This window comes from Phyllobacterium sp. 21LDTY02-6, from assembly GCF_023554255.2.
In the GTDB taxonomy this organism is placed as follows: domain Bacteria; phylum Pseudomonadota; class Alphaproteobacteria; order Rhizobiales; family Rhizobiaceae; genus Phyllobacterium.
On record NZ_JAMJWD020000001.1, the window covers coordinates 984,506 to 1,010,739 of the forward strand.

Below are 26,234 nucleotides of genomic sequence, written 5' to 3' on the forward strand. Positions count from 1 at the left end.
CCGGCTTGCGCATTCATGAAATTCCCTGGCTCGAACCCGTCGACGCTGCGGCCCGGTTGCGCAAGCTCGGCGGGCTGAGCTTTCTCGACAGTGCCATGAAGCATCCGTCGCTCGGCCGCTATTCCTATGTCTGCGCCGATCCTTTCGGCAGGTTCGAAGTGCGGGACCGGCGCTCGTTCTGGAACGGCGAAGAACTGAGCGAGCCGCCGCTGCGGGCCTTGATGGGTTTCGTCGATCGCTACGGGCTGGAGGATGTGCCGGGCGTGCCACCGTTCCAGGGTGGGGCCATCGGTTATTTCGCCTATGAGTTCGGCCGCCTGCTGGAAGAATTGCCGCAGCCGCTTGCGCCCGACGAAGGCTCCATTGCCGATGCCGCCTGGCATTTCCACGATGTCGTCATCGCTTTCGACCACCAGGAAGACAAGGCGTGGCTGCTGTCGTCGGGCCTGCCGGCGGAAAGCGGGCAGCGCAGCGGGCGGGCGGAGGAGCGGGCGCGGCAATTCCTGGATTGCCTGGCGCAGCCCGGGGCGCCGGAGACCGCCATTCCGCCGATTGCCAAGGAGGCGTGGCGATCGAATTTCGAGCGCCGGGACTATATGGATGCCGTCGGCAGGGTCGTCGAATACATCCTCGCAGGCGACATCTTCCAGGCCAACATCGCGCAACGGTTCGTGGCGGACCTGCCCGATTTCTATGACAGCTGGGCGTTCTACCGGCAGTTGCGCCAGGGCAACCCGGCTACATTCGCGGCCTTTCTCGACCATGGCGACAGCGTGATCGCCTCGAGTTCGCCCGAACGGTTCCTCAAGGTGCGGGGGCGGGCGGTGGAAACCCGGCCGATCAAGGGCACGGCGCCGCGCTCCGACGATCCCGTGGAAGACGCCGCCTCGGCGGAACTGTTGCTCAATTCCGAGAAGGATCGCGCCGAGAACCTGATGATCGTCGATCTGATGCGAAACGATCTGTCGCGGGTGTGCCGGCCTCATTCCGTGCTGACGCCCACCCTTTGCGGGTTGGAATCCTATGCGGTCCATCATCTCGTTTCGGTCGTGACGGGCGAGCTTGCCAGCGGCAAGGGCCTGGGCGATCTTATCGCCGCGTCATTGCCGGGAGGCTCGATCACCGGCGCGCCGAAGGTCCGGGCGATGGAGATCATCACCGAAATCGAGAAGGTTGCGCGCGGCATCTATTGCGGATCGATCGGCTATATCGGTTTCAATGGCAGTTTCGACAGCAATATCGCCATCCGCACCGTATCCTTCAAAGCGGGCAGGGCTGTATTGCAGGCGGGCGGCGGCATCACGGCTTTGTCCGATCCCGCGGCCGAATATCAGGAGACGCTGGACAAGGCCGCGCGCATCTTCGCCGTGTTCGCGCAAGGGTCCGGCTCATGATCCTTATCGTCGACAATTACGACTCCTTCGTTTTCACCGTTGCCCGGTACTTTGCCGAACTCGGCAAGGAAACCCGCGTCATCCGCAATGACAGGCTGACGGTGGCGGAGGTCGCGGCCATGGCGCCCGAAGCCATCATCCTGTCGCCGGGGCCGTGCGGGCCGTTCGAGGCGGGGCAGTCCATGCCGATCATCCGATCCCTGAGCGGCGAAGTACCGATCCTTGGAATATGTCTTGGCCACCAATGTATCGGCGAGGTCTTCGGCGGCCGCGTGGTCCGCGCCAAGGAGCCGGTACATGGGCGCTCGTCGCCGATCCATCATGATGGCGAAGGCCTGTTCAGGGGGCTGCCGAGCCCGCTGAAGGCCGGCAGGTATCACTCGCTGATCGTCGAGGCACCGGAGGCGGAGGGGCTGCTGCGCATAACGGCGCGGTCCGAGGCAGGCGAGGTGATGGCGGTGTCGCATGCGACGCACCCGACCCATGGCGTGCAGTTCCATCCGGAATCCGTGCTCACCGAATATGGCCATGCCATGCTCGGCAATTTCCTGCGTCTGGCGCAGGCGTTCAATTCCGCGCGATCAGGTCGATAACGCCGCAATTTTCGCTTGTTTGTTCGATATTCCTGTTGGCCGCACAAGCCGTGATCCGCTACACAGGATCAAGTGCCCGTTTCATTTCCCTGCAACCCGGCATCTCATTCCATTCGAAATTCCCATCCAGGAGGCCAATATGCTGCGCAAGACCGATTTCTACATCGATGGCAAGTGGATAGCGCCCGCTGTCGCCAAGGAACTCGAAGTCATCAATCCGGCGGACGAACAGGCGTTCGCGGTGATCTCGCTCGGCTCGGCGGAGGATGTGGACAAGGCGGTGACCGCGGCACGGCGCGCCTTCTCGACCTGGAGCCTCACGACGCGCGAGGAGCGCCTTGCCTGGCTCGAGCGTCTGCTGAAGGCCTATGAAACGCGCATGTCGGACATGGCCAAGGCCATCTCGCAGGAGATGGGCGCGCCGATCAAGATGGCTCTCGAGGAGCAGGCGGCCTCCGGCATGTCGCACATGAAGGCGTTTCAGCGCGCCCTCAAGGACTTCAAGTTCGAGCGGCCGCTGGATGAGCGCAACACGACAACGCGGATTGCCTATGAACCCATTGGCGTGTGCGGCCTCATCACGCCGTGGAACTGGCCGATGAACCAGGTGGTGCTCAAGGTCGTTCCGGCCATTGCGGCCGGGTGCACGGTCATCCTGAAGCCTTCCGAGGTCGCGCCGATCTCGTCGGTCGTGTTTGCCGAGATCATCGATGCCTCCGGCCTGCCGGCGGGCGTTTTCAACCTGGTCAATGGCGACGGCCCGACGGTGGGCGAGGCCATGTCGCGGCATCCCGGCATCGACATGATGTCATTCACCGGTTCGACGCGTGCCGGTATCGCCGTGACCAAGGCGGCGGCCGAAACGGTCAAGCGGGTTTCGCTGGAACTCGGCGGCAAGTCGCCCAACATCGTCTTTGCCGACAGCGACGTGGACGAAGCCGTGAGGCGCGGCGTCGCTCATGTGTTCAACAATACGGGCCAGTCCTGCAATGCGCCGACGCGGATGCTCGTCGAGCGCTCGGTCTATGAGCGGGCGACCGAAGTGGCCGCCGCGACCGCCAATGCCACCAGCGTCGGCGATCCGGCGCAGGATGGCGATCACATGGGGCCGCTGGTGTCGGAGATACAGTTCAACAAGGTGCAGGGCCTGATCGAGAAGGGCATCAAGGAAGGCGCGCGGCTGATCGCCGGCGGCATGGGGCGGCCCGAGGGCTTCAATCGGGGCTATTATGTGCGGCCGACCATATTCGCCGATGTGACCAACGACATGACGATCGCACGGGAGGAGATATTCGGCCCGGTCCTCGCCATCATCCCGTTCGATACGGAGGAGGAAGCCGTCGAGATCGCCAATGACACGCCCTATGGCCTCGCCGCCTATGTCCAGTCCGGCGATCCGCAGCGCATCCGCCGTGTTTCGCGGCAGTTGCGGGCGGGCATGGTGCGCATCAATGGCGCTTCCCATGCGGCGGATGCTCCCTTCGGCGGCTACAAGCAGTCTGGCATCGGCCGCGAGGGCGGGCATTGGGGCCTTGAGGATTTCCTCGAGGTCAAGGCGATAAGCGGCTGGCAGGACACTGCGGCCTGAGGCAGAACCGATCTGCCTTCGATAGTCGCAGAAGTCGGGGCGCGCACGCGGAATTTCGTTTGTTTCTTCGCAGTCCGTATTGTACGCCTCGCCTGACAGCATGCCAGCAAGACGGGTGCGGACAGCATGGACGAGACGGAACACCTATCGCAAACCCCGCCCCAGGATGAGGAAGCCGACATCTATGGCGATGACGGCGCCGTCCGGTCGTCCTATCTGGCGCGGGTTGGCGCGGCGATCGCCGATCGCGACGTGCTGTTCCTGCGCTCCCATGTCGCCAAGCTCCACCAGTCGGAGCTGGGCGATGTGCTCGAGGCGCTGCAATCGGACCAGCGCCGCGCGCTGATCGAACTTCTCGGCGACGAGTTCGATTTTGCCGCACTGACCGAGGTGGACGAGGCCGTGCGCCTCGAAATCGTCGATGCCATGCCGAACCGCCAGATTGCCGAGGCGGTCCAGGACCTGGATTCGGACGATGCGGTCTACATTCTGGAGGACCTCGACCAGGAGGATCGCGACGAGATCCTGGCGCAGCTTCCCTTTACCGAACGTGTTCGCCTGCGCCGCTCCCTTGGCTATCCGGAAGAGACGGCCGGCCGGCGCATGCAGACGGAGTTCGTCGCCGTGCCGCCATTCTGGACGGTCGGCCAGACCATCGACTACATGCGCGAGAATGCCGACCTGCCGGATTCCTTCTCGCAGATATTCGTCATCGATCCCATGTTCCGCCTGCTCGGCGCGATAGATCTCGACCGCATCCTGCGCACGCGGCGCGAGATCAAGATCGAAGACATCATGCACGAGACGCGCCATGCCATTCCGGCCACCATGGACCAGGAAGAGGCGGCGCAGATATTCGAACAATATGATCTGCTTTCCGCCGCCGTGGTGGATGAGAACGAGCGCCTCGTCGGCGTCCTGACGATCGAGAACATCGTCGACGTCATCCAGGAAGAGGCCGAGGAGGACATCTTGCGGCTCGGCGGCGTCGGCGACGAGGAATTGTCGGACTCCGTGCTTTCGACCTCGCGTTCGCGCACGCCCTGGCTGGTGATCAATCTCTTCACCGCCTTCATCTCGGCTTCGGTGATCGGCCTTTTCGACGGGACGATCCAGCAGATGGTGGCGCTGGCGGTGCTGATGCCGATCGTCGCTTCCATGGGAGGCAATGCCGCCACGCAGACCATGACCGTCACCGTGCGCGCCCTCGCTACCCGCGACATGGATATCTACAATGCCGGCCGCATCATTCGGCGCGAGGCGCTCGTCGGCATCATCAATGGCGCGATCTTCGCCATCCTGATCGGCGCCGTCGCATCGTTCTGGTTCGGTAATGTCAATCTCGGCGGCATCATTGCTACCGCCATGATCATCAACATGCTGGCCGCCGCCATGGGCGGCATTCTCATTCCGCTGTTGCTGCACCGCTTCGGCGCCGATCCCGCCATCGCCTCCGCGGTCTTCGTCACCACCGTGACCGATGTGGTCGGATTCTTCTCCTTCCTCGGCCTTGCCACCTGGTGGTTCGGTTTCGGCTTCGGCTGACCGCGCCGTCGTGCACGGAAGTTCACAGTTCAAAACAATCGTACAATTGACTTTTACGTAAATTCGTGGACAAACGTCAGACCGGTCTAAAAAGGAATGAATCTTTGTCGGCGATCCGCGAATACTACTCCATTACCGAATTGACCCGCGAGTTCGGCGTCTCGACCAGAACCTTGCGGTTCTATGAGGACGAGGGGCTTATCCATCCGGTGCGGCGCGGGCGCACGCGGTTGTTCAGGCCATCGGACCGGCATCTGCTGAAACAGATCCTGCGCGGCAAGCGGCTGGGCTTCTCGATCTCCGAAATCCAGGAGATCATCCAGATGTACAAGGCACCGCCCGGGGAGGTCGGCCAGATCCACCTCATGATGAAGCGCGTGGAAGAGAAGCGCGCGGAACTGAGGCAGAAGCGGCGCGACATCGAGGAGACGCTGGCCGAGCTCGACCAGGTCGAAGAAGGCTGCATCGAGCGGCTGGCGGAACTCGGCGTCAATACCTAGGCAGTTGACCTAGGGCTGGCTGCTGCCCTGCGTGCAGATCTGCGCGATTTCGGCCATTTGAGGATCGCTCTGGTCGCGTTTGCCGGCAAAAAGCTCATCGAATATTCCGGCGGTTTCGGTCTCGCCGATCACGCAATCGCAGAAGCGCTGGCAGAACGCCGTTTCATTGTCGGCGGCGCAGCTTTGCACGCAGGCCTGCGAAAAGACCTCATGCGGCGTGGCGACAGCCGGCGGATATATCTGCGAGAGCAGGAATACGCAGCTGATGAGGACCGGCTGGTGTATCAGGTAAAAGGCCAGGCTGTGCCGGCCGATGAATTGCAGCGGACGCTCGGCCGCATGCGGCAGGATTGGCCCGGCAAGCGCAGCCATGACGCCGTATTGCCGCATCAGGCGCGCCGTGGCGATGCCGGCGAGAACGGCGCCGAACCATGGGAAGATCGGCACGTAATCATTGGATCGGACAGCTGTCTGCGACAGGCCGAGCGGCCAGTACCAGGCTGCATCGAAGACCGGCGAGGCGAGATAGAGCGGCGCGGCGATGGTCGCGGCGGCGCACAGGACGATGACAATCACCGGCAGGCGGATGAAGGCCAGCCCGAGGATGGTGGCAATCGCGATCTGATGGAGGATGCCGAAGAAGACGAAGCTCTCCGGCGTGAAGAAATAGGTGGCTGCCGTAATGGCGAGCGCGGCGGCAATGATCTGCGCCAGGCGAATGCCATATGAGCGCCAGCGAATGCCGTTGCCATGGGCAAGCACGAGGCTGAAGCCCACCAGGAACAGGAAGCTCGAAGCGATGCAGCGCGCGAAGAGCTTCCAGCCGCCATGGCCGGTGGTGCCCGGCTCCATATAGCCGAAGAATTCCAGATCCCAGCCGGTGTGGTAGATGGCCATGGCGATCAGCGCCAGACCACGCAGCAGGTCGAGCCTTGTCAGGCGTATGCGCGAGGGGGGCGAGGGCAAATCTGCTTGCGTCATGAAGGAACCTGTATCAGTCGAAGGGCGCAAGCACGGCAAACTGCTTTTGAGGGACTCGTTCTGCCGGCCGATCTTGGACAAGGCGCGCCGGTTTTGCAAGGCCGGTGCCGCCGGCTCGCAAGCCCCGGCACGAATTGCTGCGAAAGCCCGCCATAGGCAATAAATAGACATAGGATGTCGTGCAATTGACTGCTATGGAGCGCGCAAGCGTCCAGTATTTCCCGGTCGCCCGACTCCAATGTTCAAAGTCCTCCCGTGATCAACCAGGTTCGCCATCCTATCTGGATCGATGCTGCCAAGCGCCCGACGGCGCGGGTATTCGCTATCCTGTTCGGCATCGAATCGATGGCCCGGGCGATCATCACCAGCGTGGTGCCGATCCAGACCTATGATTTGATGCAGAGCGAGCGCGGCGTCAGCATCCTTTATACCTGCATGTCGCTGCTCGGCCTGATTTCCACATTGTCGATCCCGATGCTCATCGTGCGCATTCCGCGGCGCTGGGTCTACACATCCGGCGCGGCGGCGCTGATCCTCGGCTGCTGCGCCTTTGCGCTCGATACGCTGCCGGGGCAGGCGCTGGGCCTGTTCCTGCGCACCTTCGGCGCCGGGACGCTGTCGATCACGCTCAGCCTCTACATCATGGACCATATAAAGAAGGGCGAACTGGTGCGGGCGGAATCGGTACGCATGGCAACGGCGACGCTGGCCTGGACCGGCGGCCCGTTCGTCGGCGTGTTTCTCTATACGAAAGTCGGGATGATCGCGCCCTTCCTCGCCTCCATCTGCTTCTCGCTGCTCCTGCTCGGGCTGTTCTGGTACTTCCGGCTCAGCGACAATCCGGCCCTGCAGAAGGGACCGAGCCGGCCCGCAAATCCGATCGCCAACATAAGGCGCTTCGTGGTGCAGCCCCGGTTGCGGCTTGCCTGGCTCATCGCCTTTGCGCGTTCCTGCTACTGGAGTACGTTTTTCGTCTATGGTCCCATCCTCATGGTAGCGACCGGGCAGGGTTCGCTGGCCGGCGGGCTTTTGGTCTCGCTCGGCAATCTGTTCCTGCTCGCCTCCATCCTGTGGGGCAAGATCGGCATGATCCAGGGACTGACGCGCACGATTTCCGGCGTTTTCGTGCTCATCGCCGCGGCACTCATCGGCGCCGGCATCGCCGGGGCGGGTTTCCCCATGGTCGCGGCGCTCATGCTGCTCGTCGGAGCGTTCTTCTGTGTCGCGCTCGATACGCTGGCCTCCACCACCTTCATCCGCGCGGTCCATCCGCATGAGCGGGCGCAGATGACGGCCGTCTACCGGACATATCTCGATTTCTCGGAGATTGTTCCGGCTTTCGTCTATTCGATCATCCTGAGCTTCTTCAATATCGGGGCGATCTTCATCGCTCTCGCGGGGTTGATGGTTTTCACCGCCGTTTTCGTCTGGCGCTACCTGCCGCGCCGCCTATAGGCCGGCGGGATTTCGCATCAGGACTTCGCGCGCCTTGGAGAAGAATTGCCGCCGCAGCAGCACGATTGCGACGAGGGTGGTCGTCAGCATGAACAGCAGCGGGTGGAGGAACCATCCAAGATAGCCGATGGAAAAGAATATGCCGCGCAGGCCCGCGTTGAAATGCGTGCCGGCCTGCACGTTGATGCCGGTGGCGCGGTTGATGCTGGCGATGACTGCCGGATCGTCCGGCCCCTTGTCGCGCGCCATCGGGACGGTGCCGATCAGGATCGAGCAGTAATTGAACAGGCGGTAGGACCAGGCGAATTTGAAGAAGGCATAGGCGAAGAGGACGAGCAGGCCGAGGATCTTGGTTTCGAAGAGCTGCTGCGTCGTTTCGCCGAGGAAGGGAAGGTCGTGAAAAAGGGTCAGGACACGGCCGGACGAGTTCAACAGGCCGAAGCAGCCGCCAATGGCAAAAATGCAGGTGGAGGCGAAGAATGCCGTGCCCTGCTGCAACCCGATCATGATGCTGGTGTCGATCATGCGCAGTTCGCGCGACGCCATGGTGGTCATCCACTGGCCGCGCGCATGGTTCATCTCCGACGTCAGCGACCGGCGATTGGCAAAGCCTCGCGCCGTCGTGCGGGAATAGAGCCCCCAGACGAAGAAGAAATAGATCATGGCCAGGATGTCCATCCAGTAGGTCATGATTGGGGCAGATGCCATATCACCACTCGCAATGCGGAATTGTCGATGTCATCTATTCGGAGAGTCCGCCGCCGTGTCAACAATGCGCGGCTGCATGCGCTGTGCCCTTGGTTTTTGGCATCCGGCACTCTATGTCGTATTAACGCAAGGCAAAGTCGCCGCTGCTCCGCGATGAAACATGTCCGGCGGCCATGATGTCCGAGAAATTGGGCGAGGTAGTGAATGTTTTTGTCGGTTTTTGACCTCTATAAGATCGGCATCGGCCCATCGAGCTCCCATACGATGGGGCCGATGACTGCGGCAGGCCTGTTCCTGGACGAGCTGAAAAGCGGCCAGTGGCCGCGCCCGACCGGCGTCAAGGTCGCCCGGCTGCGCGCCCGGCTGCATGGTTCGCTCGCTTTCACCGGTGTCGGGCACGCCACGGACCGCGCGGTCATCCTCGGTCTTTGCGGCCTGCTACCGGCGACGATCGATCCCAACAGGATGGATGCGCTGCTCGAAGAGGTGCGGCGAACGAAGAAACTCACGCCCGACGGCCATCCGCAGTATGATTTCGATCCGGCTGCCGATCTTGTCATGGACAAGCGCACGCCCCTGCCGGGCCATGCGAACGGCATGGCTTTCGAGGCCTATGATGCCGACGACCGGCTGCTGCTGCGCCGGGTGTTCTATTCCATCGGCGGCGGCTTCGTCGTGACGGAGGAAGAACTCGAGGCCGCCAGGACGCGCACGGCGCCAAAAGCCGAGCAGCCGGTGCCGTTTCCCTTCAGGAATGCGCAGCAGATGCTGAACATGGCGCGCGAAAGCGGCTTGTCCATCGCCGAAATGAAGCGCCGCAACGAAGAAATGTTCATGAGCCGTGCCGAACTCGATGCCGGGCTGGACCGGATCTGGGGCGCTATGCGCTCCTGCATCGACCGCGGGCTGGAGCAGGAGGGCATCATGCCGGGCGGCCTGAACGTGAAGCGCCGCGCAAGATACCTGCATGATCGCCTGCAGGAGGAATGGCGGCAGAACCGCATCAATCCGCTCCTCGCCAATGACTGGCTTTCGGTCTACGCCATGGCGGTCAACGAGGAGAATGCTGCGGGCGGACGCGTCGTCACCGCCCCGACCAACGGCGCTGCCGGCGTCGTCCCGGCCGTGCTGCGCTATTATCTGCATTTCCACGAGGATGCCGACGTGCATGGTATCCGCGACTTTCTGCTTACCTCCGCGGCCATTGGCGGCGTGATCAAGACGAATGCCTCCATCTCCGGCGCCGAAGTCGGCTGCCAGGGGGAGGTCGGTTCCGCCTCGGCCATGGCGGCGGCCGGCCTCGCCGCCGTGCTTGGCGGGACGCCGGAGCAAATCGAGAATGCCGCGGAGATCGCCCTCGAACATCATCTCGGCATGACATGCGACCCTGTCGCCGGGCTGGTGCAGGTGCCGTGCATCGAGCGCAACGCGCTTGGTGCGGTGAAGGCAGTGACCGCCGCATCCCTGGCCGTGAAAGGCGACGGCACGCATTTCGTGCCGCTCGACGCCTGTATCGAGACGATGCGCCAGACCGGAGTCGACATGAGCGAGCGCTACAAGGAAACCAGTCTCGGCGGGCTGGCGGTCAACGTCGTCGAATGCTGAGCCTGTGGAGAACCTCGGCCGGTCGTTGACGACGGCCCGCGAAATGCGAATGCTTAATCATGGCTCTCAATCTGGTAAAACTGTGCGTTGGCTGCAATGCCATCGAGGAACTGGCGGCATGGATCGATTTCCGGCTCGATGAACGTCGCCGGACGGGTCTTTCCGCCGAGCAGTTCCATACGACACGGATGGTGCCCAAGCGCGTCGACGAACTCCTGGACGGCGGCTCGCTCTACTGGGTGATAAAGGGCAATATCCAGTGCCGGCAGATGCTGACCGATATTCGCACGTTCACGGATGATGAGGGCATATCCCGCTGCCATCTGGTGCTCGACCCGCGCATCATCGCCACCGAGTGGCAACCGCGCCGGGCGTTTCAGGGCTGGCGCTATCTCTCCGCCGACGATGCACCGCTCGATGAGGGCAAGGGCGGCTCCGGCCGGGCCAAACTGCCGCCCGAATTGCGCAATGAGCTGGCCGCGCTCGGCCTGCTGTAGGCTCAGGATAATTTCAGGCGGACGGCCACGACGCCGTTGCGCGGGTCCGAATTCAGGCGCAGCCGCACGGCGGGCTGGGCCACGCGCCGCGAGCGGGCCGCCTGGCACAGCAGGACGTTGACTAGGTCCATGGTCTTGAACGGAGCATCGCTCCGCCGCAGATCGGCAATGCGCTGCGCCGCCTGTTGCAGGGCGCCAAGGCCCGGAAACGACCTTGCGGACCTCGTTGCATGAGCGTCGAAACTGTCTGTAATGATCGACATCGCTAAACCCCTTACGCTTTACCTACCGGGTCATTCGTAAAATCAACCGCCCGACTGCGGCGCGATTGCAAAGCAATTGTATTTCTGGCGTTTCAGTGCCGCACAGGCATTGCTCGCCGCCTTGGCGGAAGAGATGCCGGCGAAACGGGCGCGGTGATAGGTGGTGGCGCCCTTCTGGAACTGTTCCGTATAGGGCGAGAGGCCTGCCAGCGGGCCGCCGACCTGCGTCGCAGCCTTGGAAAGCAGCGCCTTTGCTTCGTCCGGGCTGCCGACGGAGGCAATCTGCACCATCCAGCCGCCGGGCGTCGCCGATGCCGTGGTGACCGGATCGACTTCGGATACGTCGCCTTCGCCGACTTCTTCGCGCGGCGTCGGCACTGCGAGAATGCGCGCTGCTGGCGATGCAGGCTGGGCTGGTTCGGCATAGGCGGTGATTACCTCCGGCACCGATGTTGCAGCCACTGTCTCGCGGCGAACCGGCACTGGCGCATCGCCGTCCTCGGGCAGTTCAAGCGCGGCAACGCTCAGGCGGCTGTTCTTGCGCGAGGCGAGCAGGTTGCCGCCGTCGCGTGCCGATGCCTTGGGCAGGTAGGCTGCGATGAGCTTGGCCATCTGCGCGTCGCGCGAACCGCCGCTCGTACCGCCCATGACGACCGCGACCAGCTTCTTGCCGCCGGTATTGACCGAGGAGACGAGGTTGAAGCCGGACATGCGCGTATAGCCGGTCTTGATGCCGTCCACGCCCTCGATCTTGCCGAGCAGGCGATTGTGCCCGACGATGCGGCGGCCGCGATAGCTGAAGCTGCGCGTCGAGAAATAGCTGTAATATTGCGGGAAATGTTCGCGGAGCGCGATGCCGAGAACGGCGAGATCGCGCGCGGTCGAATATTGCTTCACGTCCGGAAGGCCGTTGGCGTTGCGAAACTGCGTGTGGTTCATTCCGAGCTGGCGGGCCTTGTTGGTCATCATGACGGCAAAGCGCTGCTCGCTGCCGCCGAGATATTCGCCGATGGCGGTGGCCGCATCATTGGCGGACTTGGTGATCAATGAAAGGATGGCCGCCTCGGCGCTGATCGTCTGGCCGGGCTTGATGCCGACTTTTGTCGGAGGCTGCGAAGCCGCATAGGCGGAGACAGGGATGGGCGTCGATTTCGAGACCTTGCCCGCCGCCATCGCCTCGAAAAGCATATAGAGGGTCATCATCTTCGTCAGCGAAGCCGGATAACGCTTGGCATCTGCATTGGACGAATAGAGCGTCTTGCCCGTATTGGCGTCTACCACGACCGCGGCTGCCTTGCTGTTGGCCGCGGCGCCGGATGTCTGGACCGAAGCCAACCCCGAGGCCAAAGCCAACGCGAACACCAGGCGGGCCACTCTTCTGCTGAACGGGGATTTTTGGCGGGCCGGATAAAGCAATTTCAACACCTGCTCGATATGCGGTCGGGATTCATCGACCATCAAATGCAACGAAAACGGAGTTTTGACTTTAGCGGCATCAGCGTTACCAAACTGTTTATGGTAACCGGATCGTTCATCTTTTTCCGCGAAGTTCGGTTAATTTTTAACAGCGGCGAGAGTGCGGCGGTTTGACAATTTGTGCGGTGCACACTACCTTTTTCCGCATGAACACTTGCAAGAGGTATGGAAATGGCCGCTCCATTTGACGCATTGAACCAGAAGGGCCGGGACGTCCTCGATACGGCGATGACCAGCCTCGGCGCGGTGTCGCAGGGGCTCCAGACCATTGCCAGCGAAGCCGCCGACTATTCGCGGAAATCCGTCGAGGAAAGCTCCGCCCTGATGCAGAAGCTGGCTTCGATCAAATCGCCGGAGCAGGCGCTGGAGACCCAGCACGATTTTGCCCGCCGCGCCTACGAATCCTTTGTCGGGCAGGCCACCCGTTTCAGCGAACTCTATGCTGAGTTGGCCAGGGAAGCCTACCGGCCCTACGAGGTTGCAGTTGCACGCGTGCCGAAATAGCTTTCGCCTTAAGGGCGGAAGGGCGCGAGGGGCCGGCTTGCACCAGCAAGCGGGCCCTTTTTTACGTTGCAGGTATCAATTTGCCGCCGGGACGCCAACTTGATCTTGCAAGCTTGAAGATAGGGCTTAAAATTTGGTTGTTGCGACCTACATAGATTGCATGGAGCGACACAAAGGCACAATTCATATGCGGGCATGGAAGAGATGACTACGTTTTCACCCAGAATGCAGGATGAGGACAAGAGCGGGGGTAACGGACCGGGCAGGGGCACTGCCGTTATCACGCGAACCAAACCCAAGCTCAAGAAGCCCAGCCTTTATCGAGTGTTGATCCTGAATGACGATTACACACCCATGGAATTCGTCATTCATGTGCTGGAACGCTTCTTCCAGAAGAACAAGGAGGATGCCACGCGGATTATGCTTCATGTGCATAATCACGGGGTCGGGGAGTGCGGTGTCTTTACCTATGAGGTTGCGGAGTCCAAGATGACGCAAGTCATGGACTATTCGCGGCAAAACCAACATCCGCTGCAATGCGTGATGGAGAAAAAGTGAGGTTTCATGCCATCTTTCTCACCCAGTCTTGAGCGGGCCCTTCACCAGGCATTGACGATCGCCAATGAGCATCACCACGAATATGCAACGCTGGAACACCTCCTGCTTGCATTGATCGATGATCAGGATGCGAGCAGCGTCATGCGTGCCTGCAATGTCGATCTCGTGCAACTGACCCGCACGGTGACCGACTATGTCGATCATGAGCTCGACAATCTGGTGACGGGCTATGACGAGGACTCCAAGCCTACCGCCGCGTTTCAGCGCGTTATCCAGCGCGCCGTCATTCACGTCCAGTCCTCCAACCGCGAGGAAGTGACGGGCGCCAATGTTCTCGTGGCGATCTTTGCCGAACGGGAGAGCCATGCCGCGTTCTTCCTGCAGGAACAGCAGATGACGCGCTATGATGCGGTCAACTACATTTCGCACGGGATTTCCAAGCGTCCCGGCATGTCGGAGCCGCGCACGCCGCTCGGCGCTGCCGAAAACGGCAATGACGACAGCCATTCCGCGGATAGCGAAGAGGCCACGAAAAAGAAGCAGGACGCGCTGTCGGCCTATTGCATCAATCTGAACGACCGCGCGCGCAATGGCCGGATCGATCCGCTGATCGGCCGCGACCAGGAAATCAGCCGTACGATTCAGATCCTTTGCCGCCGTTCCAAGAACAACCCGCTCTATGTGGGGGATCCGGGCGTCGGCAAGACCGCGATCGCCGAGGGATTGGCAAAGCGCATCGTCGAGCGCAAGGTGCCTGCCGTGTTGCAGGATGCGACCGTGTTTTCGCTCGACATGGGCACGCTTCTGGCCGGAACCCGCTATCGCGGCGATTTCGAAGAGCGCCTGAAACAGGTCATCAAGGAGCTCGAGGAATATCCGGGCGCGATCCTGTTCATCGACGAGATCCACACCATCATCGGCGCGGGCGCAACGTCCGGCGGCGCGATGGATGCCTCGAACCTCTTGAAGCCGGCGCTTTCATCAGGTGCAATTCGTTGCATTGGATCAACGACTTACAAGGAGTTCCGCCAGTTCTTCGAGAAGGACAGGGCGCTTGTTCGCCGCTTCCAGAAAATCGATGTCAACGAGCCTTCGATCCCGGATACGATCGAGATCATGAAGGGGCTGCGGCCTTATTTCGAGGACTTCCACAAGGTGAAATACACGGTGGAAGCGATCAAATCGGCCGTCGAGCTTTCGGCGCGCTACATCAATGACCGGAAGCTGCCCGACAAGGCTATCGACGTGATCGACGAGACCGGCGCAAGCCAGATGCTGCTGCCGGAGTCCAAGCGCAAGAAGTCGATCGGCGTGAAGGAGATCGAAGCGACCATCGCCACCATGGCGCGGATTCCGCCGAAGACGGTTTCCAAGGATGACGAGGCGGTGCTTTCCAATCTCGAGGCCGAGCTGAAGCGCGTGGTCTATGGACAGGATCTCGCCATCGAGGCGCTGTCGTCCTCGATCAAGCTTGCCCGTGCCGGCCTGCGCGAGCCCGAAAAGCCGATCGGTTCCTACCTGTTCTCCGGCCCCACGGGCGTCGGCAAGACGGAGGTTGCCAAGCAGCTTGCGGCCTCGCTCGGGGTCGAACTGCTGCGGTTCGACATGTCGGAATATATGGAGCGTCACACCGTTTCGCGGTTGCTCGGCGCGCCTCCCGGCTATGTCGGCTTCGACCAGGGCGGACTTCTGACCGATGGCGTCGACCAGCATCCGCATTGCGTGCTGCTGCTGGACGAGATCGAAAAGGCCCATCCGGACCTGTTCAACATCCTGTTGCAGGTCATGGATCATGGCAAGCTGACCGACCATAACGGCAAGCAGATCGATTTCCGCAACGTCATCCTGATCATGACGACCAATGCGGGCGCGTCCGACATGGCCCGCTCCGCCATAGGTTTTGGTTCGTCGCGGCGCGAAGGCGATGACATGGAGGCGATCAACCGCCTGTTCACGCCGGAGTTCCGCAACCGTCTCGACGCGATCATTCCGTTCGGCCCGCTGCCGGTTCCTGTCATCCACCAGGTGGTGCAGAAGTTCGTCATCCAGCTCGAAGCGCAACTGGCGGATCGCGGCGTCACCTTCGACCTGCAGCCCGAGGCGATCGCATGGCTGGCCGAGAAGGGCTATGATGACCGGATGGGTGCGCGGCCGCTGGCCCGCGTCATCCAGGAACACATCAAGAAGCCGCTTGCGGACGAGGTCCTGTTCGGCAAGCTGCGCAAGGGCGGAACGGTACGGGTTTCCGTCGCCGGGAAGGCGGATGGTGCTCGCGGTCTCGTCCTCGACTATGTCGCCGACGAGGTGGTGGTAAAGCCGAAGAAGGAAATCCCCGCCGACAAGAAGCCATTGGCGCGCAAGAAGCCGGTGGCGAAAAAGCCGGTGCTGGAAAAGGCTTCGGCCGGCGGTGATGGAGGCGAGAGCATCTCTGCTCCCGCACCCAAGGCCTCGGTTCCAAAGGTGCCACGCAAGAAATGATGAAAAGGCCGCCTCCGGGCGGCCTTTTTCTTGAAGGGCGGTCGTCTTGGGTCTATCGATTGTGCATGGCTGATTCCGGACCATCCCTTCCAGTCGAGTCGCGAACAAAGCTCTCCTGGTTTCTTTCAGGCGCCGCACTTACCGGCAGTATCCCCGCTCTCATTCTGATGACGGCCCATGTCGGCTTTGCGGGGTTTGCCAGCGAGAACGGCCTGCCCATGATCCAGGCTGCTTTCATGGTGGCGGCGATCTGGGCCCTGCCGGCCAATATCGTTCTCATCGGCGCGATCGCGGGCGATTATTCCATTGTCGCGGCGGCGATCGCGGTCGGCCTGTCCTCGATCCGGCTCATGCCCATGGTGGCCGCGTTCGTGCCGGAGATTCGCGGCCCGAATACGCGCCGGATTTCCCTGCTGCTCCTGTCGCATTTCATCGCGATCACCGCCTGGGTGATAGGAATGGAACGCTTGAAGAACGTGCCGGCAGAGATGCGCGTGGTGTTCTTCGCCGGTATCGGCATCACGCTCACCACGGCCAATACGCTTGTGGTGGCGCTGGTCTACCTGCTTTCGGCGAGCTTCCCGCCGCTCGTCTTCGCCTGCCTCTTCTTTCTTACGCCGATGTATTTCCTCGCCTCGCTCTGGGGCTCGGCGCGCGACCGTTCCATCCATGTGGCGATGGTGTCGGGCCTCATCCTGTTTCCGGCAATCCATGCCGTTGCGCCGGCCTACGACCTGCTTTTGACCGGGGCGATCGGCGGGCTCGTGACCATGGCTTATGTGCGCTGGTCAAAGGGAAGGGCGGCGACGTGACCTGGCATAGTCTTACCACCTGGTGGTGGCCCTATCTCTTCATTCTTCTGGCGGGGTGGCTGCCGACCGATATATGGCGCTTTCTCGGCGTGCTCATCGGCGGCCGCGTCAGCGAAGATTCGGAGGCGCTGGTGGCGGTGCGTGCCGTGGCGACGGCGCTGGTGGCCGGCGTGATCGCACAGCTCGTCCTCTATCCAAGTGGCGCCCTGGCGGAATCGGCTCTGTCATTGCGACTGGCGGCCGCAGCCGCCGGCTTCTGCGGCTATCTCTATCTCGGGCGGCGCGTCATTGTCGGCGTCCTCATCGGCGAGGCCATTCTGGTGGCCGGGCTGCTGCTTTAAGGTCGCTTGCCCCCGGTCAGCCGGCCGCGCCAAGTGCGTCGCGGATCTTCTGCGCATTGTCGGCAAGGATCGCCGGATCTTCCATCTTGTCCGAATGGCGCTTGAGCTCGACATTCTCGAAGCGCGGGATGACGTGGAAATGGAGATGGAATACGGTCTGGCCGGCCGGCGCTTCGTTGAACTGCATGATCACCACGCCATCGGCATCGAAGGCCTTGACCACCGCTCTGGCGAGCTTCTGCGTCGTCGCCATGATGGCGGCAAGATCGCCGGGATTTGCATCGAGAAGATTGCGGCTCGGGGCCTTGGGCAGCACGAGGCAATGGCCCTTGCCCTGGGGCATGACGTCCATGATGGCGACCGTCTTGTCATCCTCATAAAGCTTGTGGGACGAAATCTCGCCTTTCAGTATCTTCGCGAAGATATTGCTGTCGTCATAGGGCTTTGTCATGCGATTTCCTCATTTCGGTCGAGGCAGGAATTTGCCGTCCGGCGCCAGGCCAGTCAACAGCCGTCACGCTCATTGTTCCTGTTTTCTGAAGGGCGAATGCTCGTTCAGCAACTCGCTCATATGGGCGACGTCGGCACGTTCATGCTCGAGATAGTCGCTCACGGCGCGCCGCAAGCCTTCATGTTCGATGTAATGCACCGAATGGGTGGTGACGGGCAGGTAGCCGCGCGCGAGCTTGTGTTCGCCCTGTGCTCCGGCCTCGACCACGCGCAGCCTGCGCTCGAGGGCGAAATCGATCGCCTGGTGGTAGCAGACCTCGAAATGCAGGAAGCGATGATCTTCGATGCACCCCCAGTTCCTGCCGAAGAGCCGGTCGGAACCGATGAAATTGATGGCTCCGGCTATGTAGCGGCCGTTGCGGCGGGCCATGACGAGGAGGATGTCGTCCGGCATCCGCTCGCCGATAAGCGCGTAGAACCGCCGGTTCAGGTAGGGGCGGCCCCATTTCCGGCTGCCCGTATCCATGTAGAAGGCATAGAAATCGTCCCAGACCTTCTCCGTCAGGTCGGCGCCGGTGAGGCGATCGATCTCGATGTCGTCGGCAAGCGCTTCGCGCCGTTCGCGCCTGAGCGCCTTGCGTTTGCGTGACGCCAGTCCTTCGAGGAACTCCTCGTAGTCGGCATAGCCCTCGTTGAAGAAGTGGAACTGCTGGTCGGTCCGGTGCAGGAAGCCCTGGTCGGTGAAGGCGGGCAGGTCGGCATCATTGACGAATGTGGCGTGGGCCGACGAGACGCCGAGGCGCCGCGTCAATTGCTGAAGCCCGTTCACCAGGGCATAGCGCACTGCCGGCGCATCGACGCTCCTGTCGACAAGCAGGCGCGGACCGGTCGCGGGGGTGAAAGGGATGCTCGCCTGCAATTTCGGATAATAGCGGCCGCCGGCGCGCTCGAACGCATCGGCCCAGCCATGGTCGAATACATATTCGCCCTGGCTGTGGCTCTTCAGATAGCACGGCATCGCGCCCAGCAAACTGCCGTCGGGCGATTCGAGGCGCAGGAACTGCGGCAACCAGCCGGCCTTTGCCGCCACGCAGCCCGAATCCTCGAGAGAGGAGAGGAAGGCGTGCGACAGGAAAGGATTGTAATCCGCCGCCTGCCGGGAGGTTCCGGTGAGCTTCGACCATTCATCCCTCGTGAATGCGCCGACGCCTTCGCAGACCCGCAAAGTAAATTCGCCACGATCATTATGGGGCATGTGCATCAACTTCCCGGCTGGGTCCGCGATTGGATCATCTGTCTCCAGTTAGGCCATTCCGCCGGCGATACAAGAGGCTGGGCCTCAGCCGCGCGGATCGAATCCCTCGAAGGTGATCTGATCGACCACGGCATCGCTTTTTCTCTTGTCTTCCGCACTTCTGACCGTCCAGGAAATGACCGGCAGGCCGAGCTTCTTCCTGACAGTATCGACAAAGCGATTTTCCAGATGATGCACATTATAGGAGACGAAGTCGATATTGTACGCGAGCATGGAAAAATGGGCTTCCATATCCGCATCCTTTACGCCTTCCGCCGTCAATCCGGCGGCAATTCCGGGCGCATCGCCGGCAAAGCGCCGTATCAGGTGATGATCGAAGGACATGATCGCCGCCTCGCCGGCATAGGCGGAAAGCGCATCCGCCACAGCGCGCACGAGGCCATCGTCGCGCCCCTCGATGCCCTTCAGTTCGATGACGACGGGGACGCGCCCGGCGACGAGACCGAGCATTTCCGGCAGCGTCGGTATGTGATCGTCCGTGCCGCCGATCTTGGTCTCCCGCGCTGTCTCGGCCGATAGATGGTCTATGTCGCCATCCTGGCCGGTTAGGCGCTTCAGGCTGCCATCGTGGAAGACCAGCACGCTGCCGTCGCTGCCGAGATGAACGTCGCACTCGATGGCGAAGCCGGCGCTCGCCGCAGCCTCGAAGGCGGACAGCGTGTTTTCCCACCGCATCCTGTTCAGGTCGTGCAGGCCGCGATGGGCGATCGGTCTTTCTGTCAGCCAGGCTGCGGATGGCATCTCAGCGGACCTCTATGATGGCTTCGATTTCGACCGGGGCATTGAGCGGCAGCGCGGCCGTGCCGACGGCGGAGCGGGCATGGCGCCCGGCATCGCCGAGCACCTCGACAAGGAAATCCGAAGCGCCGTTGGTGACGAGGTGCTGCTGGGTGAAATCGGGCTTCGAGGCGACGAACGAGGTCAGCTTGACGATACGCACGATGCGTTCGAGATCGCCGAGGGCAGCCTTGGCCTGTGCCAGGATGTTGATCGCGCAGGCCCGGGCGCATTCCTGGCCCTGTTCCACCGTCACTTCGCCGCCGAGCAGGCCGGTGTGCACCAGCTTGCCGTCCAGGAGCGGCAATTGGCCCGAAGTGACAAGCAGCGATCCGCTCTGGACGAAAGGCACGTAATTGGCGGCCGGCGCGGCGGCGACCGGCAGGGTGACGCCCATCTGCTGCAGGCGTGTCTCGATATTGTTGCTCATGCTGAAGGTCCTTCTTTCGGAATCGCAAGGGATTGTGAACGAAGTTGCGATTTTTGCCTCGCTTCCGCCAAGAGTTTTTTTAATATGACCGCTCGAATATGGAGAATCTTGCCGATGCGTCTAATATCAGTGGTTGTTTTGGGGTTTGGCGTCATCGGTTTGACGGGCGGGGCAGAGGCGGCGAGCACCGCCATGCTGACGCCGCATCGGGCGATCTACGATCTGAAGCTCGACAATGCGCTGGACAGCAGCGGCATCACCGCCCTGACCGGCCGCATGGTCTATGAGTTCAACGGCTCCGATTGCGAGGGCTATACGACCAATTTCCGCTTTGTCACCCGCGTCGACATGGAAGAGCAGCCGCAAAGGGTGACCGACCAGCAGACGACGACCTTCGAGACGGCCAATGGCGAGAAGTTCCGTTTCGTCAACAAGACCTTCGTCGACCAGAACCTGACCAAGGAAGTGCGCGGCGACGCGGCGCTGCTGAAGGACAAGACCGAGGTGAAGCTGACCAAGCCGACGGAGAGCAAGGAAGATCTCGACCTTTCGCAGTTTCCGACGCGCCATATGCAGCAATTGATCGAAAAGGCCATGGCCGGGGAAGTTCTCTACCAGACCAAGCTTTTCGACGGTTCGGAGGATGCCAACAAGATCATGGCGACCACTGTCGTCATCGGCAAATCCGGCATCACCAAGGATGATGACGAACTGAAGAATATGGGGCCCCTGGCCAAGGAAGCGACCTGGCCCGTGTCGATCGCTTATTTCGACGACAAGGAAAGGGGCGAGGGCCTGCCGAGCTATCGCATCAATTTCAAGATGTATGGCAATGGCGTCACGCGCGACCTGAAAATGGACTATGGCGATTTCTCCATGACGGGAAAACTCGTCAATCTGCAGCTGTTCGACATGCCGAAGTGCAAGAAATAGGCCCGCTTACGATGAAAGGGCTGGCTTTATGCCGCTGCAGGCTTGCCTTTGTCCGGATAATCCATTAACAGGCGCAACATTCCACACACGGGATTTGGGTTGGTATCGGGAGAAATCCGATACGGCCTCCGGTGGCGGGTTCGCCCGCCTCTTTCCTGTGGAGGTTAAACCGGAAAAGGAAAATAAAGATGGCATTGCCTGATTTCAGCATGCGTCAGCTCCTCGAGGCTGGCGTTCACTTCGGACACCAGACACATCGCTGGAACCCGAAAATGGCTCCATACATCTATGGTGACCGCAACAATATCCACATTCTCGACCTGGCCCAGACCGTTCCTCTGCTGCATGTGGCATTGAAGAAGGTATCGGACACGGTTGCCCGCGGCGGCCGCGTTCTCTTCGTCGGCACCAAGCGCCAGGCTTCCGACATCATCGCCGATGCGGCCACGCGTTCGGCCCAGTATTACGTCAATGCCCGCTGGCTCGGCGGCATGATGACCAACTGGAAGACGATCTCGAACTCGATCCAGCGTCTGCGCAAGCTCGACGAGCTTCTTGCCGGCGATGCACAGGGCTTCACCAAGAAGGAGCGCCTGAACCTCGACCGCGAGCGCGAGAAGCTCAACCGCGCCCTTGGTGGCATCAAGAACATGGGTTCCACGCCGGACCTGATCTTCATCATCGACACCAACAAGGAAGCAATCGCGATCCAGGAAGCCAAGCGTCTCGGCATTCCGGTCGTCGCCGTGATCGATTCGAACTGCGATCCGGACGAGATCGATTTCCCGATCCCCGGCAATGACGATGCTTCGCGTGCGATTTCGCTCTATTGCGATCTCATTGCCAAGGCTGCGCTTGACGGTATCCTGCGCCAGCAGGGCTCGCTCGGCGTTGACGTCGGCGCCCAGGAAGAAGCGCCTGTCGAACCGGCACTCGAAGAAGCGCCGGCTGCCGAAGCACAGGAGGGTGAAGCCTCCGCATGAGGCTTCATACACCCGTCGTGAACGGGTGATCTAAGGATTCCATTGGCGCGCAATGCGCCGCAAAGTTGGCATGCTGGTCCGCCAGTGTGCCTTCGCTTTGAGAAGAGGCGACACAATGAGCATTTCTGCATCACAGGTAAAAGAACTCCGCGACCTTACCGGCGCGGGCATGATGGACTGCAAGGCGGCCCTTGCCGAAACCAATGGCGACATGGAAGCCGCCGTCGACTGGCTGCGCGCCAAGGGCATTGCCAAGGCCGACAAGAAGGCCGGCCGCACCGCAGCTGAAGGCCTCGTCGGCGTTGCATCCAGCGGCACGAAGGCCGTTGTCGTGGAAGTCAATTCCGAGACCGATTTCGTTGCCCGCAACGATGCCTTCCAGGACATCGTGCGCAATGTTGCAACGATCGCTCTCGGTACGGACGGCTCCACTGCCGCCGTATCCGCAGCCGTCGATCCCGCCAGCGGCAAGTCCGTCGTCGACACGATCAAGGACGCCGTCGGCACGATTGGCGAAAACCTCGCCTTCCGCCGCTCGACCGCGCTCACGGTCAGCGAAGGTGTCGTTGCGACCTATATCCACAATGGCGTGGCCGATGGCCTCGGCAAGCTTGGTGTTCTGGTGGCGATCGAGACTGCCGGCAATGCCGATGCAGCCAATGCGTTCGGCCGCCAGGTCGCCATGCATGTTGCAGCGACCAACCCGCTTGCCCTGACGGCGGCGGAAGTCGATGCGGCTGCCGTCGAGCGTGAAAAGGCGATCTTCGCCGATCAGGCCCGTCAGTCCGGCAAGCCTGAAAACATCATCGAAAAGATGGTGGATGGCCGCATGCGCAAGTTCTTCGAGGAAGTCGTTCTTCTGTCGCAGGCTTTCGTCATCAACCCCGACCTCAGCGTCGAGGCAGCGCTCAAGGATGCCGAGAAGGCAATCGGCGCTCCGGCCAAGATCACCGGCTTCGTCCGCTTCGCCCTCGGCGAAGGCATCGAGAAGGAAGAGTCGGATTTTGCCGCCGAAGTGGCTGCCGCTGTGAAGAAATAAGCCTATCGGGCTGAAATCGAAGGGCATCGCGTGACAACGCGATGCCCTTCGTGTATCCGGAATTCAAGTCAAGTTGAGGGAGGCCCCATGGCTGCTGGTACGGCTCTGTACAAACGCGTTCTTCTGAAAGCCTCCGGTGAAGCACTGATGGGCGATCAGGGCTTCGGCATCGACGTTGCGGTGGCAGACCGTATCGCGGCGGATATCGCCGAGGCGAGGGCGCTTGGAGTCGAGGTCGGCGTTGTCATTGGCGGCGGCAACATCTTCCGCGGCGTGGCAGTCGCGTCCAAGGGCGGCGACCGCGTTACCGGCGACCATATGGGCATGCTTGCCACCGTCATCAATTCGCTGGCGCTTCGTACCTCGCTGGTCAAGATCGGTATCGATACGGTGGTGCTTTCGGCGGTCGCGATGCCGGAACTTTGCGAGACCTTCTCGCAGCGACAGGCCACGGCCTATATGGATATGGGCAAGGTGGTGATCTTCGCAGGCGGTACCGGCAATCCCTTCTTCACCACGGACTCCGCCGCCGCCCTGCGCGCCGCCGAGATCGGCGCCGATGCCCTGTTCAAGGGCACGCAGGTCGACGGGATCTACACGGCCGATCCGAAAAAATACCCCGATGCCGTAAGGTTCGACCGGCTCACCCACAAGGATGTGCTGGATCGCGGGCTCACCGTCATGGACACGACCGCTGTCGCCCTTGCGCGCGAGAACAATATCCCAATAATCGTCTATTCAATCCACGAAAAGGGCGGCTTCGCCGAAGTGCTGCAGGGAGCAGGGCGCGCGACAATCGTTTCGGACCTTTGATCCGGTTCCGCCGACTGTTTCTGCCGAGAATATAGGAGCATTGAGTATGAGTGATGCACTCGATTTTAACGATTTGAAACGCCGTATGGATGGCGCGGTGCAGGCGCTGAAACATGATCTCGGCGGGCTCAGGACGGGGCGCGCTTCGGTAAGCCTGCTGGAACCCATCACGGTTGAGGCCTATGGATCGCAGATGCCGCTCAACCAGGTCGCCAATATCACCGTGCCCGAATCCCGCATGCTCGCGGTCTCCGTCTGGGACAAGTCGATGGTCGGCAAGGTGGAACGCGCCATCCGTGAATCCGGCCTTGGCCTCAATCCCATCACCGATGGCAACAATCTGCGCATCCCGCTGCCGGAGCTCAACGAGCAGCGCCGCAAGGAACTCGTGAAGATCGCGCATCAATATGTGGAGCAGGCCAAGGTGGCCGCCCGCCACGTGCGCCGCGACGGCATGGACGAGCTGAAGAAGCTCGAAAAGGACGGCGCGATCAGCCAGGACGACAACCGGATCCAGTCGGAACGGGTGCAGAAGTTGACGGACGAGACCATTGCCGAGATGGACAAGGTAGTCGCCGTTAAAGAAGCCGAAATTATGCAAGTCTAACTTCAGCCGACCTATCGAGGAGAATCGCCCCATGTCCAAACCGCGCCACATCGCCATCATCATGGATGGAAATGGCCGTTGGGCAAAGGCGAGGGGCCTGCCGAGGGCGGCGGGCCACAAGGCGGGCGTCGAGTCCCTGCGCGAGATCATCCGCGCGGCGGGCAAGATGGAAATTCCGTTCCTGACGCTGTTTGCCTTTTCGTCGGAGAACTGGTCGCGTCCGCGCTCGGAAGTCTCCGACCTGATGGGTTTGCTCAAATTGTTCATCCGCCGCGACCTGGCGGAACTCCACCGCGAGAATGTACGCGTCAGGATCATCGGCGAGCGGGACAATCTCGCCAAGGATATCGGCTCGCTGCTGGACGAGGCGGAAGCGCTGACGGCCGGGAATGCCGGCCTTACGCTTGTCATTGCCTTCAACTATGGCTCGCGCAACGAAATCGTCCGCGCGGTTCAGCGTCTGGTCGACGATGCGGGCAACGGGCTGATCAGCCGCGCCGATATCACCCCGGAGGCCATTTCGGCGCGTCTCGATACCTCCGACATGCCGGATCCCGACATGATCATCCGCACGAGCGGCGAGATGCGGCTGTCGAATTTCCTGCTCTGGCAGGCGGCCTATTCCGAATTCGTCTTTCTTCCGTGCTACTGGCCGGATTTTCGGCCGTCGCACCTGGCGGAGGCCATCGATACATTCCAGCTGCGGGAGCGCCGGTTTGGCGGCGTGACGGCCCAGGACATAGCCCTGTGACCCTTTGGGGAGAAGGCATGTCGAACCTGCAGAAGCGCATTCTCAGCGCAATTGTCCTGATCATCATCGCCATCGTGGCGACCTGGCTCGGCGGCTTCTTTTTCGGCCTTCTGGCCTGCGCCATCGGCCTCGGCGCGCATTATGAATGGCAGGGCATATCCCGCGGCCGCTCGTCGCCGCTGACGCGCGGGCTTGCCTGGACATTTCTCCTCGCAACGTTTCTCGTCCTGTTGTTCACCCAGAACGTCGTGGTGATGCTCGCGCTCATATTCGCCGGCGCGCTGCTCACCGCCTTTGCCGGCGGACGGTCGGAGGGCTTCTGGCCTGCGGCAGGCCTGGTCTATGCGGGCTTCCCGACCGTAGCGCTCGCCATGCTTCGCGGCGACAGCGGCGATGGGTTCGCGGCGATCCTGTTCCTGTTCGCCGTCGTCTGGGCGACCGATATCTTTGCCTATTTCAATGGCCGCGCCCTTGGCGGGCCCAAGCTCGCGCCGCGTTTCTCGCCGAACAAGACCTGGAGCGGCGCCATTGGCGGTGCGGCGGCGGGCGTTGCGGCGGGCGTGCTGTGCGCCTCCTTCATCACGCCGAGCGGCGGCCTGCCCATACCGCTGGTTGCGCTCGTCCTGTCGATCTTCGCGCAATTGGGCGATCTCGGCGAATCGTGGATGAAGCGGAAGTTCGGCGTAAAGGATTCCGGCGCACTCATTCCCGGTCACGGTGGCGTGATGGACCGCGTGGATGGGCTTGTCGCTGCTGCTGCATTGCTATACGTGATCGGTGCAATTCTGGTCTCGCCGGAAACGCCTTACGATATTCTTTTTTGACGGCCTCTATCCCA

At 61.7% G+C, this 26,234-nt stretch carries 28 protein-coding genes; 20 read left to right on the forward strand and 8 right to left on the reverse strand.

Translation table 11 applies throughout. From position 1 onward, the window contains the following. Positions 1-5: 5 nt before the first annotated feature. The 5 genes from pabB to M8997_RS04760 all read left to right on the forward strand — a co-directional run bounded on the left by pabB (position 6) and on the right by M8997_RS04760 (position 5,620). Positions 6-1,394, forward strand: a complete 1,389-nt coding sequence (gene pabB / locus M8997_RS04740; protein ID WP_250014186.1) for an aminodeoxychorismate synthase component I — start codon at positions 6-8, stop codon at positions 1,392-1,394. Then, on the forward strand, positions 1,391-1,987 hold the full coding sequence (locus tag M8997_RS04745; RefSeq protein WP_250014187.1) for an aminodeoxychorismate/anthranilate synthase component II: 597 nt from the start codon (positions 1,391-1,393) through the stop codon (positions 1,985-1,987). The genes pabB and M8997_RS04745 overlap by 4 nt, the downstream gene beginning before the upstream one ends. 124 nt (positions 1,988-2,111) lie before the next feature. Continuing rightward, on the forward strand, positions 2,112-3,575 hold the full coding sequence (locus M8997_RS04750) for an aldehyde dehydrogenase family protein (RefSeq protein ID WP_250014406.1): 1,464 nt from the start codon (positions 2,112-2,114) through the stop codon (positions 3,573-3,575). Between the two features lie 126 nt (positions 3,576-3,701). Beyond that, the gene (gene mgtE / locus M8997_RS04755; protein WP_250014191.1) at positions 3,702-5,120 is read left to right on the forward strand and encodes a magnesium transporter; all 1,419 of its coding nucleotides are present in this window, start codon (positions 3,702-3,704) and stop codon (positions 5,118-5,120) included. A gap of 113 nt (positions 5,121-5,233) precedes the next feature. Then, positions 5,234-5,620: a MerR family DNA-binding transcriptional regulator gene (locus M8997_RS04760; protein ID WP_250014408.1), complete on the forward strand. Its 387-nt coding sequence runs from the start codon at positions 5,234-5,236 to the stop codon at positions 5,618-5,620. Positions 5,621-5,629: 9 nt separating this feature from the next. On the opposite strand, the gene M8997_RS04765 is transcribed toward M8997_RS04760, so the two are convergent. Further along, entirely contained in the window at positions 5,630-6,601 is a 972-nt protein-coding gene (locus M8997_RS04765) for a heparan-alpha-glucosaminide N-acetyltransferase (RefSeq protein ID WP_250014193.1), read from the reverse strand. A gap of 255 nt (positions 6,602-6,856) precedes the next feature. Between M8997_RS04765 and M8997_RS04770 the strand changes: the two genes are divergently transcribed. After that, entirely contained in the window at positions 6,857-8,056 is a 1,200-nt protein-coding gene (locus tag M8997_RS04770) for an MFS transporter (protein WP_250014196.1), read from the forward strand. Here the strand turns inward: M8997_RS04770 and M8997_RS04775 are convergent. Continuing rightward, entirely contained in the window at positions 8,051-8,764 is a 714-nt protein-coding gene (locus M8997_RS04775; RefSeq protein WP_250014198.1) for a DUF599 domain-containing protein, read from the reverse strand. The two genes, M8997_RS04770 and M8997_RS04775, sit on opposite strands and share 6 nt — an antisense overlap. A 204-nt stretch (positions 8,765-8,968) precedes the next feature. Between M8997_RS04775 and M8997_RS04780 the strand changes: the two genes are divergently transcribed. Both M8997_RS04780 and M8997_RS04785 read left to right on the forward strand, forming a co-directional pair. Then, positions 8,969-10,369, forward strand: a complete 1,401-nt coding sequence (locus M8997_RS04780) for an L-serine ammonia-lyase (RefSeq protein ID WP_250014199.1) — start codon at positions 8,969-8,971, stop codon at positions 10,367-10,369. A gap of 59 nt (positions 10,370-10,428) precedes the next feature. After that, on the forward strand, positions 10,429-10,866 hold the full coding sequence (locus M8997_RS04785; RefSeq protein WP_250014200.1) for a DUF1489 family protein: 438 nt from the start codon (positions 10,429-10,431) through the stop codon (positions 10,864-10,866). Between the two features lie 2 nt (positions 10,867-10,868). On the opposite strand, the gene M8997_RS04790 is transcribed toward M8997_RS04785, so the two are convergent. Together M8997_RS04790 and M8997_RS04795 are read right to left on the reverse strand one after the other, a co-directional pair. Then, on the reverse strand, positions 10,869-11,129 hold the full coding sequence (locus tag M8997_RS04790) for a hypothetical protein (protein ID WP_250014201.1): 261 nt from the start codon (positions 11,127-11,129) through the stop codon (positions 10,869-10,871). A gap of 42 nt (positions 11,130-11,171) precedes the next feature. Then, positions 11,172-12,482 (reverse strand): D-alanyl-D-alanine carboxypeptidase, encoded by a 1,311-nt coding sequence (locus M8997_RS04795; protein WP_250014202.1) that lies wholly within the window; start codon positions 12,480-12,482, stop codon positions 11,172-11,174. A gap of 294 nt (positions 12,483-12,776) precedes the next feature. On the opposite strand from M8997_RS04795, the gene M8997_RS04800 reads away from it, so the two are divergent. The 5 genes from M8997_RS04800 to M8997_RS04820 all read left to right on the forward strand — a co-directional run bounded on the left by M8997_RS04800 (position 12,777) and on the right by M8997_RS04820 (position 17,298). Beyond that, on the forward strand, positions 12,777-13,109 hold the full coding sequence (locus M8997_RS04800; protein WP_250014203.1) for a phasin family protein: 333 nt from the start codon (positions 12,777-12,779) through the stop codon (positions 13,107-13,109). Between the two features lie 204 nt (positions 13,110-13,313). Next, the gene (gene clpS, locus M8997_RS04805) at positions 13,314-13,667 is read left to right on the forward strand and encodes an ATP-dependent Clp protease adapter ClpS (protein ID WP_250014410.1); all 354 of its coding nucleotides are present in this window, start codon (positions 13,314-13,316) and stop codon (positions 13,665-13,667) included. A 6-nt stretch (positions 13,668-13,673) separates the two neighbouring features. Then, on the forward strand, positions 13,674-16,145 hold the full coding sequence (gene clpA, locus M8997_RS04810) for an ATP-dependent Clp protease ATP-binding subunit ClpA (protein WP_250014204.1): 2,472 nt from the start codon (positions 13,674-13,676) through the stop codon (positions 16,143-16,145). A gap of 65 nt (positions 16,146-16,210) precedes the next feature. Then, a complete protein-coding gene (locus M8997_RS04815) occupies positions 16,211-16,957 on the forward strand; it encodes an AzlC family ABC transporter permease (RefSeq protein ID WP_250014205.1) in 747 nt (248 codons plus the stop codon). After that, positions 16,954-17,298, forward strand: a complete 345-nt coding sequence (locus tag M8997_RS04820; RefSeq protein WP_250014207.1) for an AzlD domain-containing protein — start codon at positions 16,954-16,956, stop codon at positions 17,296-17,298. The genes M8997_RS04815 and M8997_RS04820 overlap by 4 nt, the downstream gene beginning before the upstream one ends. A gap of 16 nt (positions 17,299-17,314) precedes the next feature. On the opposite strand, the gene M8997_RS04825 is transcribed toward M8997_RS04820, so the two are convergent. From M8997_RS04825 to M8997_RS04840, 4 genes are all read right to left on the reverse strand, one after another. After that, positions 17,315-17,749, reverse strand: coding sequence for an HIT family protein (locus M8997_RS04825; RefSeq protein WP_250014210.1), 435 nt, complete (start codon positions 17,747-17,749; stop codon positions 17,315-17,317). Between the two features lie 69 nt (positions 17,750-17,818). Then, entirely contained in the window at positions 17,819-19,003 is a 1,185-nt protein-coding gene (locus M8997_RS04830; protein ID WP_250014211.1) for a GNAT family N-acetyltransferase, read from the reverse strand. Positions 19,004-19,087: 84 nt separating this feature from the next. Then, entirely contained in the window at positions 19,088-19,804 is a 717-nt protein-coding gene (locus M8997_RS04835; RefSeq protein WP_250014212.1) for a glycerophosphodiester phosphodiesterase, read from the reverse strand. 1 nt (position 19,805) lies between these two features. Beyond that, a complete protein-coding gene (locus tag M8997_RS04840) occupies positions 19,806-20,270 on the reverse strand; it encodes a RidA family protein (RefSeq protein ID WP_250014213.1) in 465 nt (154 codons plus the stop codon). A 114-nt stretch (positions 20,271-20,384) separates the two neighbouring features. On the opposite strand from M8997_RS04840, the gene M8997_RS04845 reads away from it, so the two are divergent. The 7 genes from M8997_RS04845 (at position 20,385) to M8997_RS04875 (ending at position 26,220) form a co-directional block, all read left to right on the forward strand. Continuing rightward, positions 20,385-21,203 (forward strand): cell envelope integrity EipB family protein, encoded by an 819-nt coding sequence (locus M8997_RS04845; RefSeq protein WP_250014214.1) that lies wholly within the window; start codon positions 20,385-20,387, stop codon positions 21,201-21,203. Between the two features lie 188 nt (positions 21,204-21,391). Next, positions 21,392-22,186, forward strand: a complete 795-nt coding sequence (rpsB, locus tag M8997_RS04850; RefSeq protein WP_250014215.1) for a 30S ribosomal protein S2 — start codon at positions 21,392-21,394, stop codon at positions 22,184-22,186. Positions 22,187-22,301: 115 nt separating this feature from the next. Next, a complete protein-coding gene (gene tsf / locus M8997_RS04855) occupies positions 22,302-23,225 on the forward strand; it encodes a translation elongation factor Ts (RefSeq protein WP_250014216.1) in 924 nt (307 codons plus the stop codon). An 87-nt stretch (positions 23,226-23,312) separates the two neighbouring features. Beyond that, positions 23,313-24,038, forward strand: a complete 726-nt coding sequence (gene pyrH, locus M8997_RS04860; RefSeq protein WP_250014217.1) for a UMP kinase — start codon at positions 23,313-23,315, stop codon at positions 24,036-24,038. Between the two features lie 46 nt (positions 24,039-24,084). After that, positions 24,085-24,645, forward strand: a complete 561-nt coding sequence (frr, locus tag M8997_RS04865; protein ID WP_250014220.1) for a ribosome recycling factor — start codon at positions 24,085-24,087, stop codon at positions 24,643-24,645. A 31-nt stretch (positions 24,646-24,676) separates the two neighbouring features. Beyond that, positions 24,677-25,396, forward strand: coding sequence for an isoprenyl transferase (locus M8997_RS04870; RefSeq protein WP_250014222.1), 720 nt, complete (start codon positions 24,677-24,679; stop codon positions 25,394-25,396). 17 nt (positions 25,397-25,413) lie between these two features. Further along, the gene (locus tag M8997_RS04875) at positions 25,414-26,220 is read left to right on the forward strand and encodes a phosphatidate cytidylyltransferase (protein ID WP_250014224.1); all 807 of its coding nucleotides are present in this window, start codon (positions 25,414-25,416) and stop codon (positions 26,218-26,220) included. Positions 26,221-26,234 lie beyond the last annotated feature (14 nt).

Bases quoted from the DNA above. Each gene is read 5' to 3' on its own strand.
- M8997_RS04765 (WP_250014193.1), bottom strand. From the start codon at position 6,601: ATGACGCAAGCAGATTTGCCCTCGCCCCCCTCGCGCATACGCCTGACA.
- M8997_RS04775 (WP_250014198.1), bottom strand. From the start codon at position 8,764: ATGGCATCTGCCCCAATCATGACCTACTGGATGGACATCCTGGCCATG.
- M8997_RS04845 (WP_250014214.1), top strand. From the start codon at position 20,385: ATGCGTCTAATATCAGTGGTTGTTTTGGGGTTTGGCGTCATCGGTTTG.
- M8997_RS04840 (WP_250014213.1), bottom strand. From the start codon at position 20,270: ATGAGCAACAATATCGAGACACGCCTGCAGCAGATGGGCGTCACCCTG.
- pyrH (WP_250014217.1), top strand. From the start codon at position 23,313: ATGGCTGCTGGTACGGCTCTGTACAAACGCGTTCTTCTGAAAGCCTCC.
- M8997_RS04745 (WP_250014187.1), top strand. From the start codon at position 1,391: ATGATCCTTATCGTCGACAATTACGACTCCTTCGTTTTCACCGTTGCC.
- M8997_RS04835 (WP_250014212.1), bottom strand. From the start codon at position 19,804: ATGCCATCCGCAGCCTGGCTGACAGAAAGACCGATCGCCCATCGCGGC.
- M8997_RS04815 (WP_250014205.1), top strand. From the start codon at position 16,211: ATGGCTGATTCCGGACCATCCCTTCCAGTCGAGTCGCGAACAAAGCTC.
- clpA (WP_250014204.1), top strand. From the start codon at position 13,674: ATGCCATCTTTCTCACCCAGTCTTGAGCGGGCCCTTCACCAGGCATTG.
- M8997_RS04790 (WP_250014201.1), bottom strand. From the start codon at position 11,129: ATGTCGATCATTACAGACAGTTTCGACGCTCATGCAACGAGGTCCGCA.
- mgtE (WP_250014191.1), top strand. From the start codon at position 3,702: ATGGACGAGACGGAACACCTATCGCAAACCCCGCCCCAGGATGAGGAA.
- M8997_RS04780 (WP_250014199.1), top strand. From the start codon at position 8,969: ATGTTTTTGTCGGTTTTTGACCTCTATAAGATCGGCATCGGCCCATCG.
- clpS (WP_250014410.1), top strand. From the start codon at position 13,314: ATGACTACGTTTTCACCCAGAATGCAGGATGAGGACAAGAGCGGGGGT.
- M8997_RS04785 (WP_250014200.1), top strand. From the start codon at position 10,429: ATGGCTCTCAATCTGGTAAAACTGTGCGTTGGCTGCAATGCCATCGAG.
- M8997_RS04800 (WP_250014203.1), top strand. From the start codon at position 12,777: ATGGCCGCTCCATTTGACGCATTGAACCAGAAGGGCCGGGACGTCCTC.
- M8997_RS04875 (WP_250014224.1), top strand. From the start codon at position 25,414: ATGTCGAACCTGCAGAAGCGCATTCTCAGCGCAATTGTCCTGATCATC.
- M8997_RS04825 (WP_250014210.1), bottom strand. From the start codon at position 17,749: ATGACAAAGCCCTATGACGACAGCAATATCTTCGCGAAGATACTGAAA.
- M8997_RS04870 (WP_250014222.1), top strand. From the start codon at position 24,677: ATGTCCAAACCGCGCCACATCGCCATCATCATGGATGGAAATGGCCGT.
- rpsB (WP_250014215.1), top strand. From the start codon at position 21,392: ATGGCATTGCCTGATTTCAGCATGCGTCAGCTCCTCGAGGCTGGCGTT.
- M8997_RS04830 (WP_250014211.1), bottom strand. From the start codon at position 19,003: ATGCCCCATAATGATCGTGGCGAATTTACTTTGCGGGTCTGCGAAGGC.
- frr (WP_250014220.1), top strand. From the start codon at position 24,085: ATGAGTGATGCACTCGATTTTAACGATTTGAAACGCCGTATGGATGGC.
- tsf (WP_250014216.1), top strand. From the start codon at position 22,302: ATGAGCATTTCTGCATCACAGGTAAAAGAACTCCGCGACCTTACCGGC.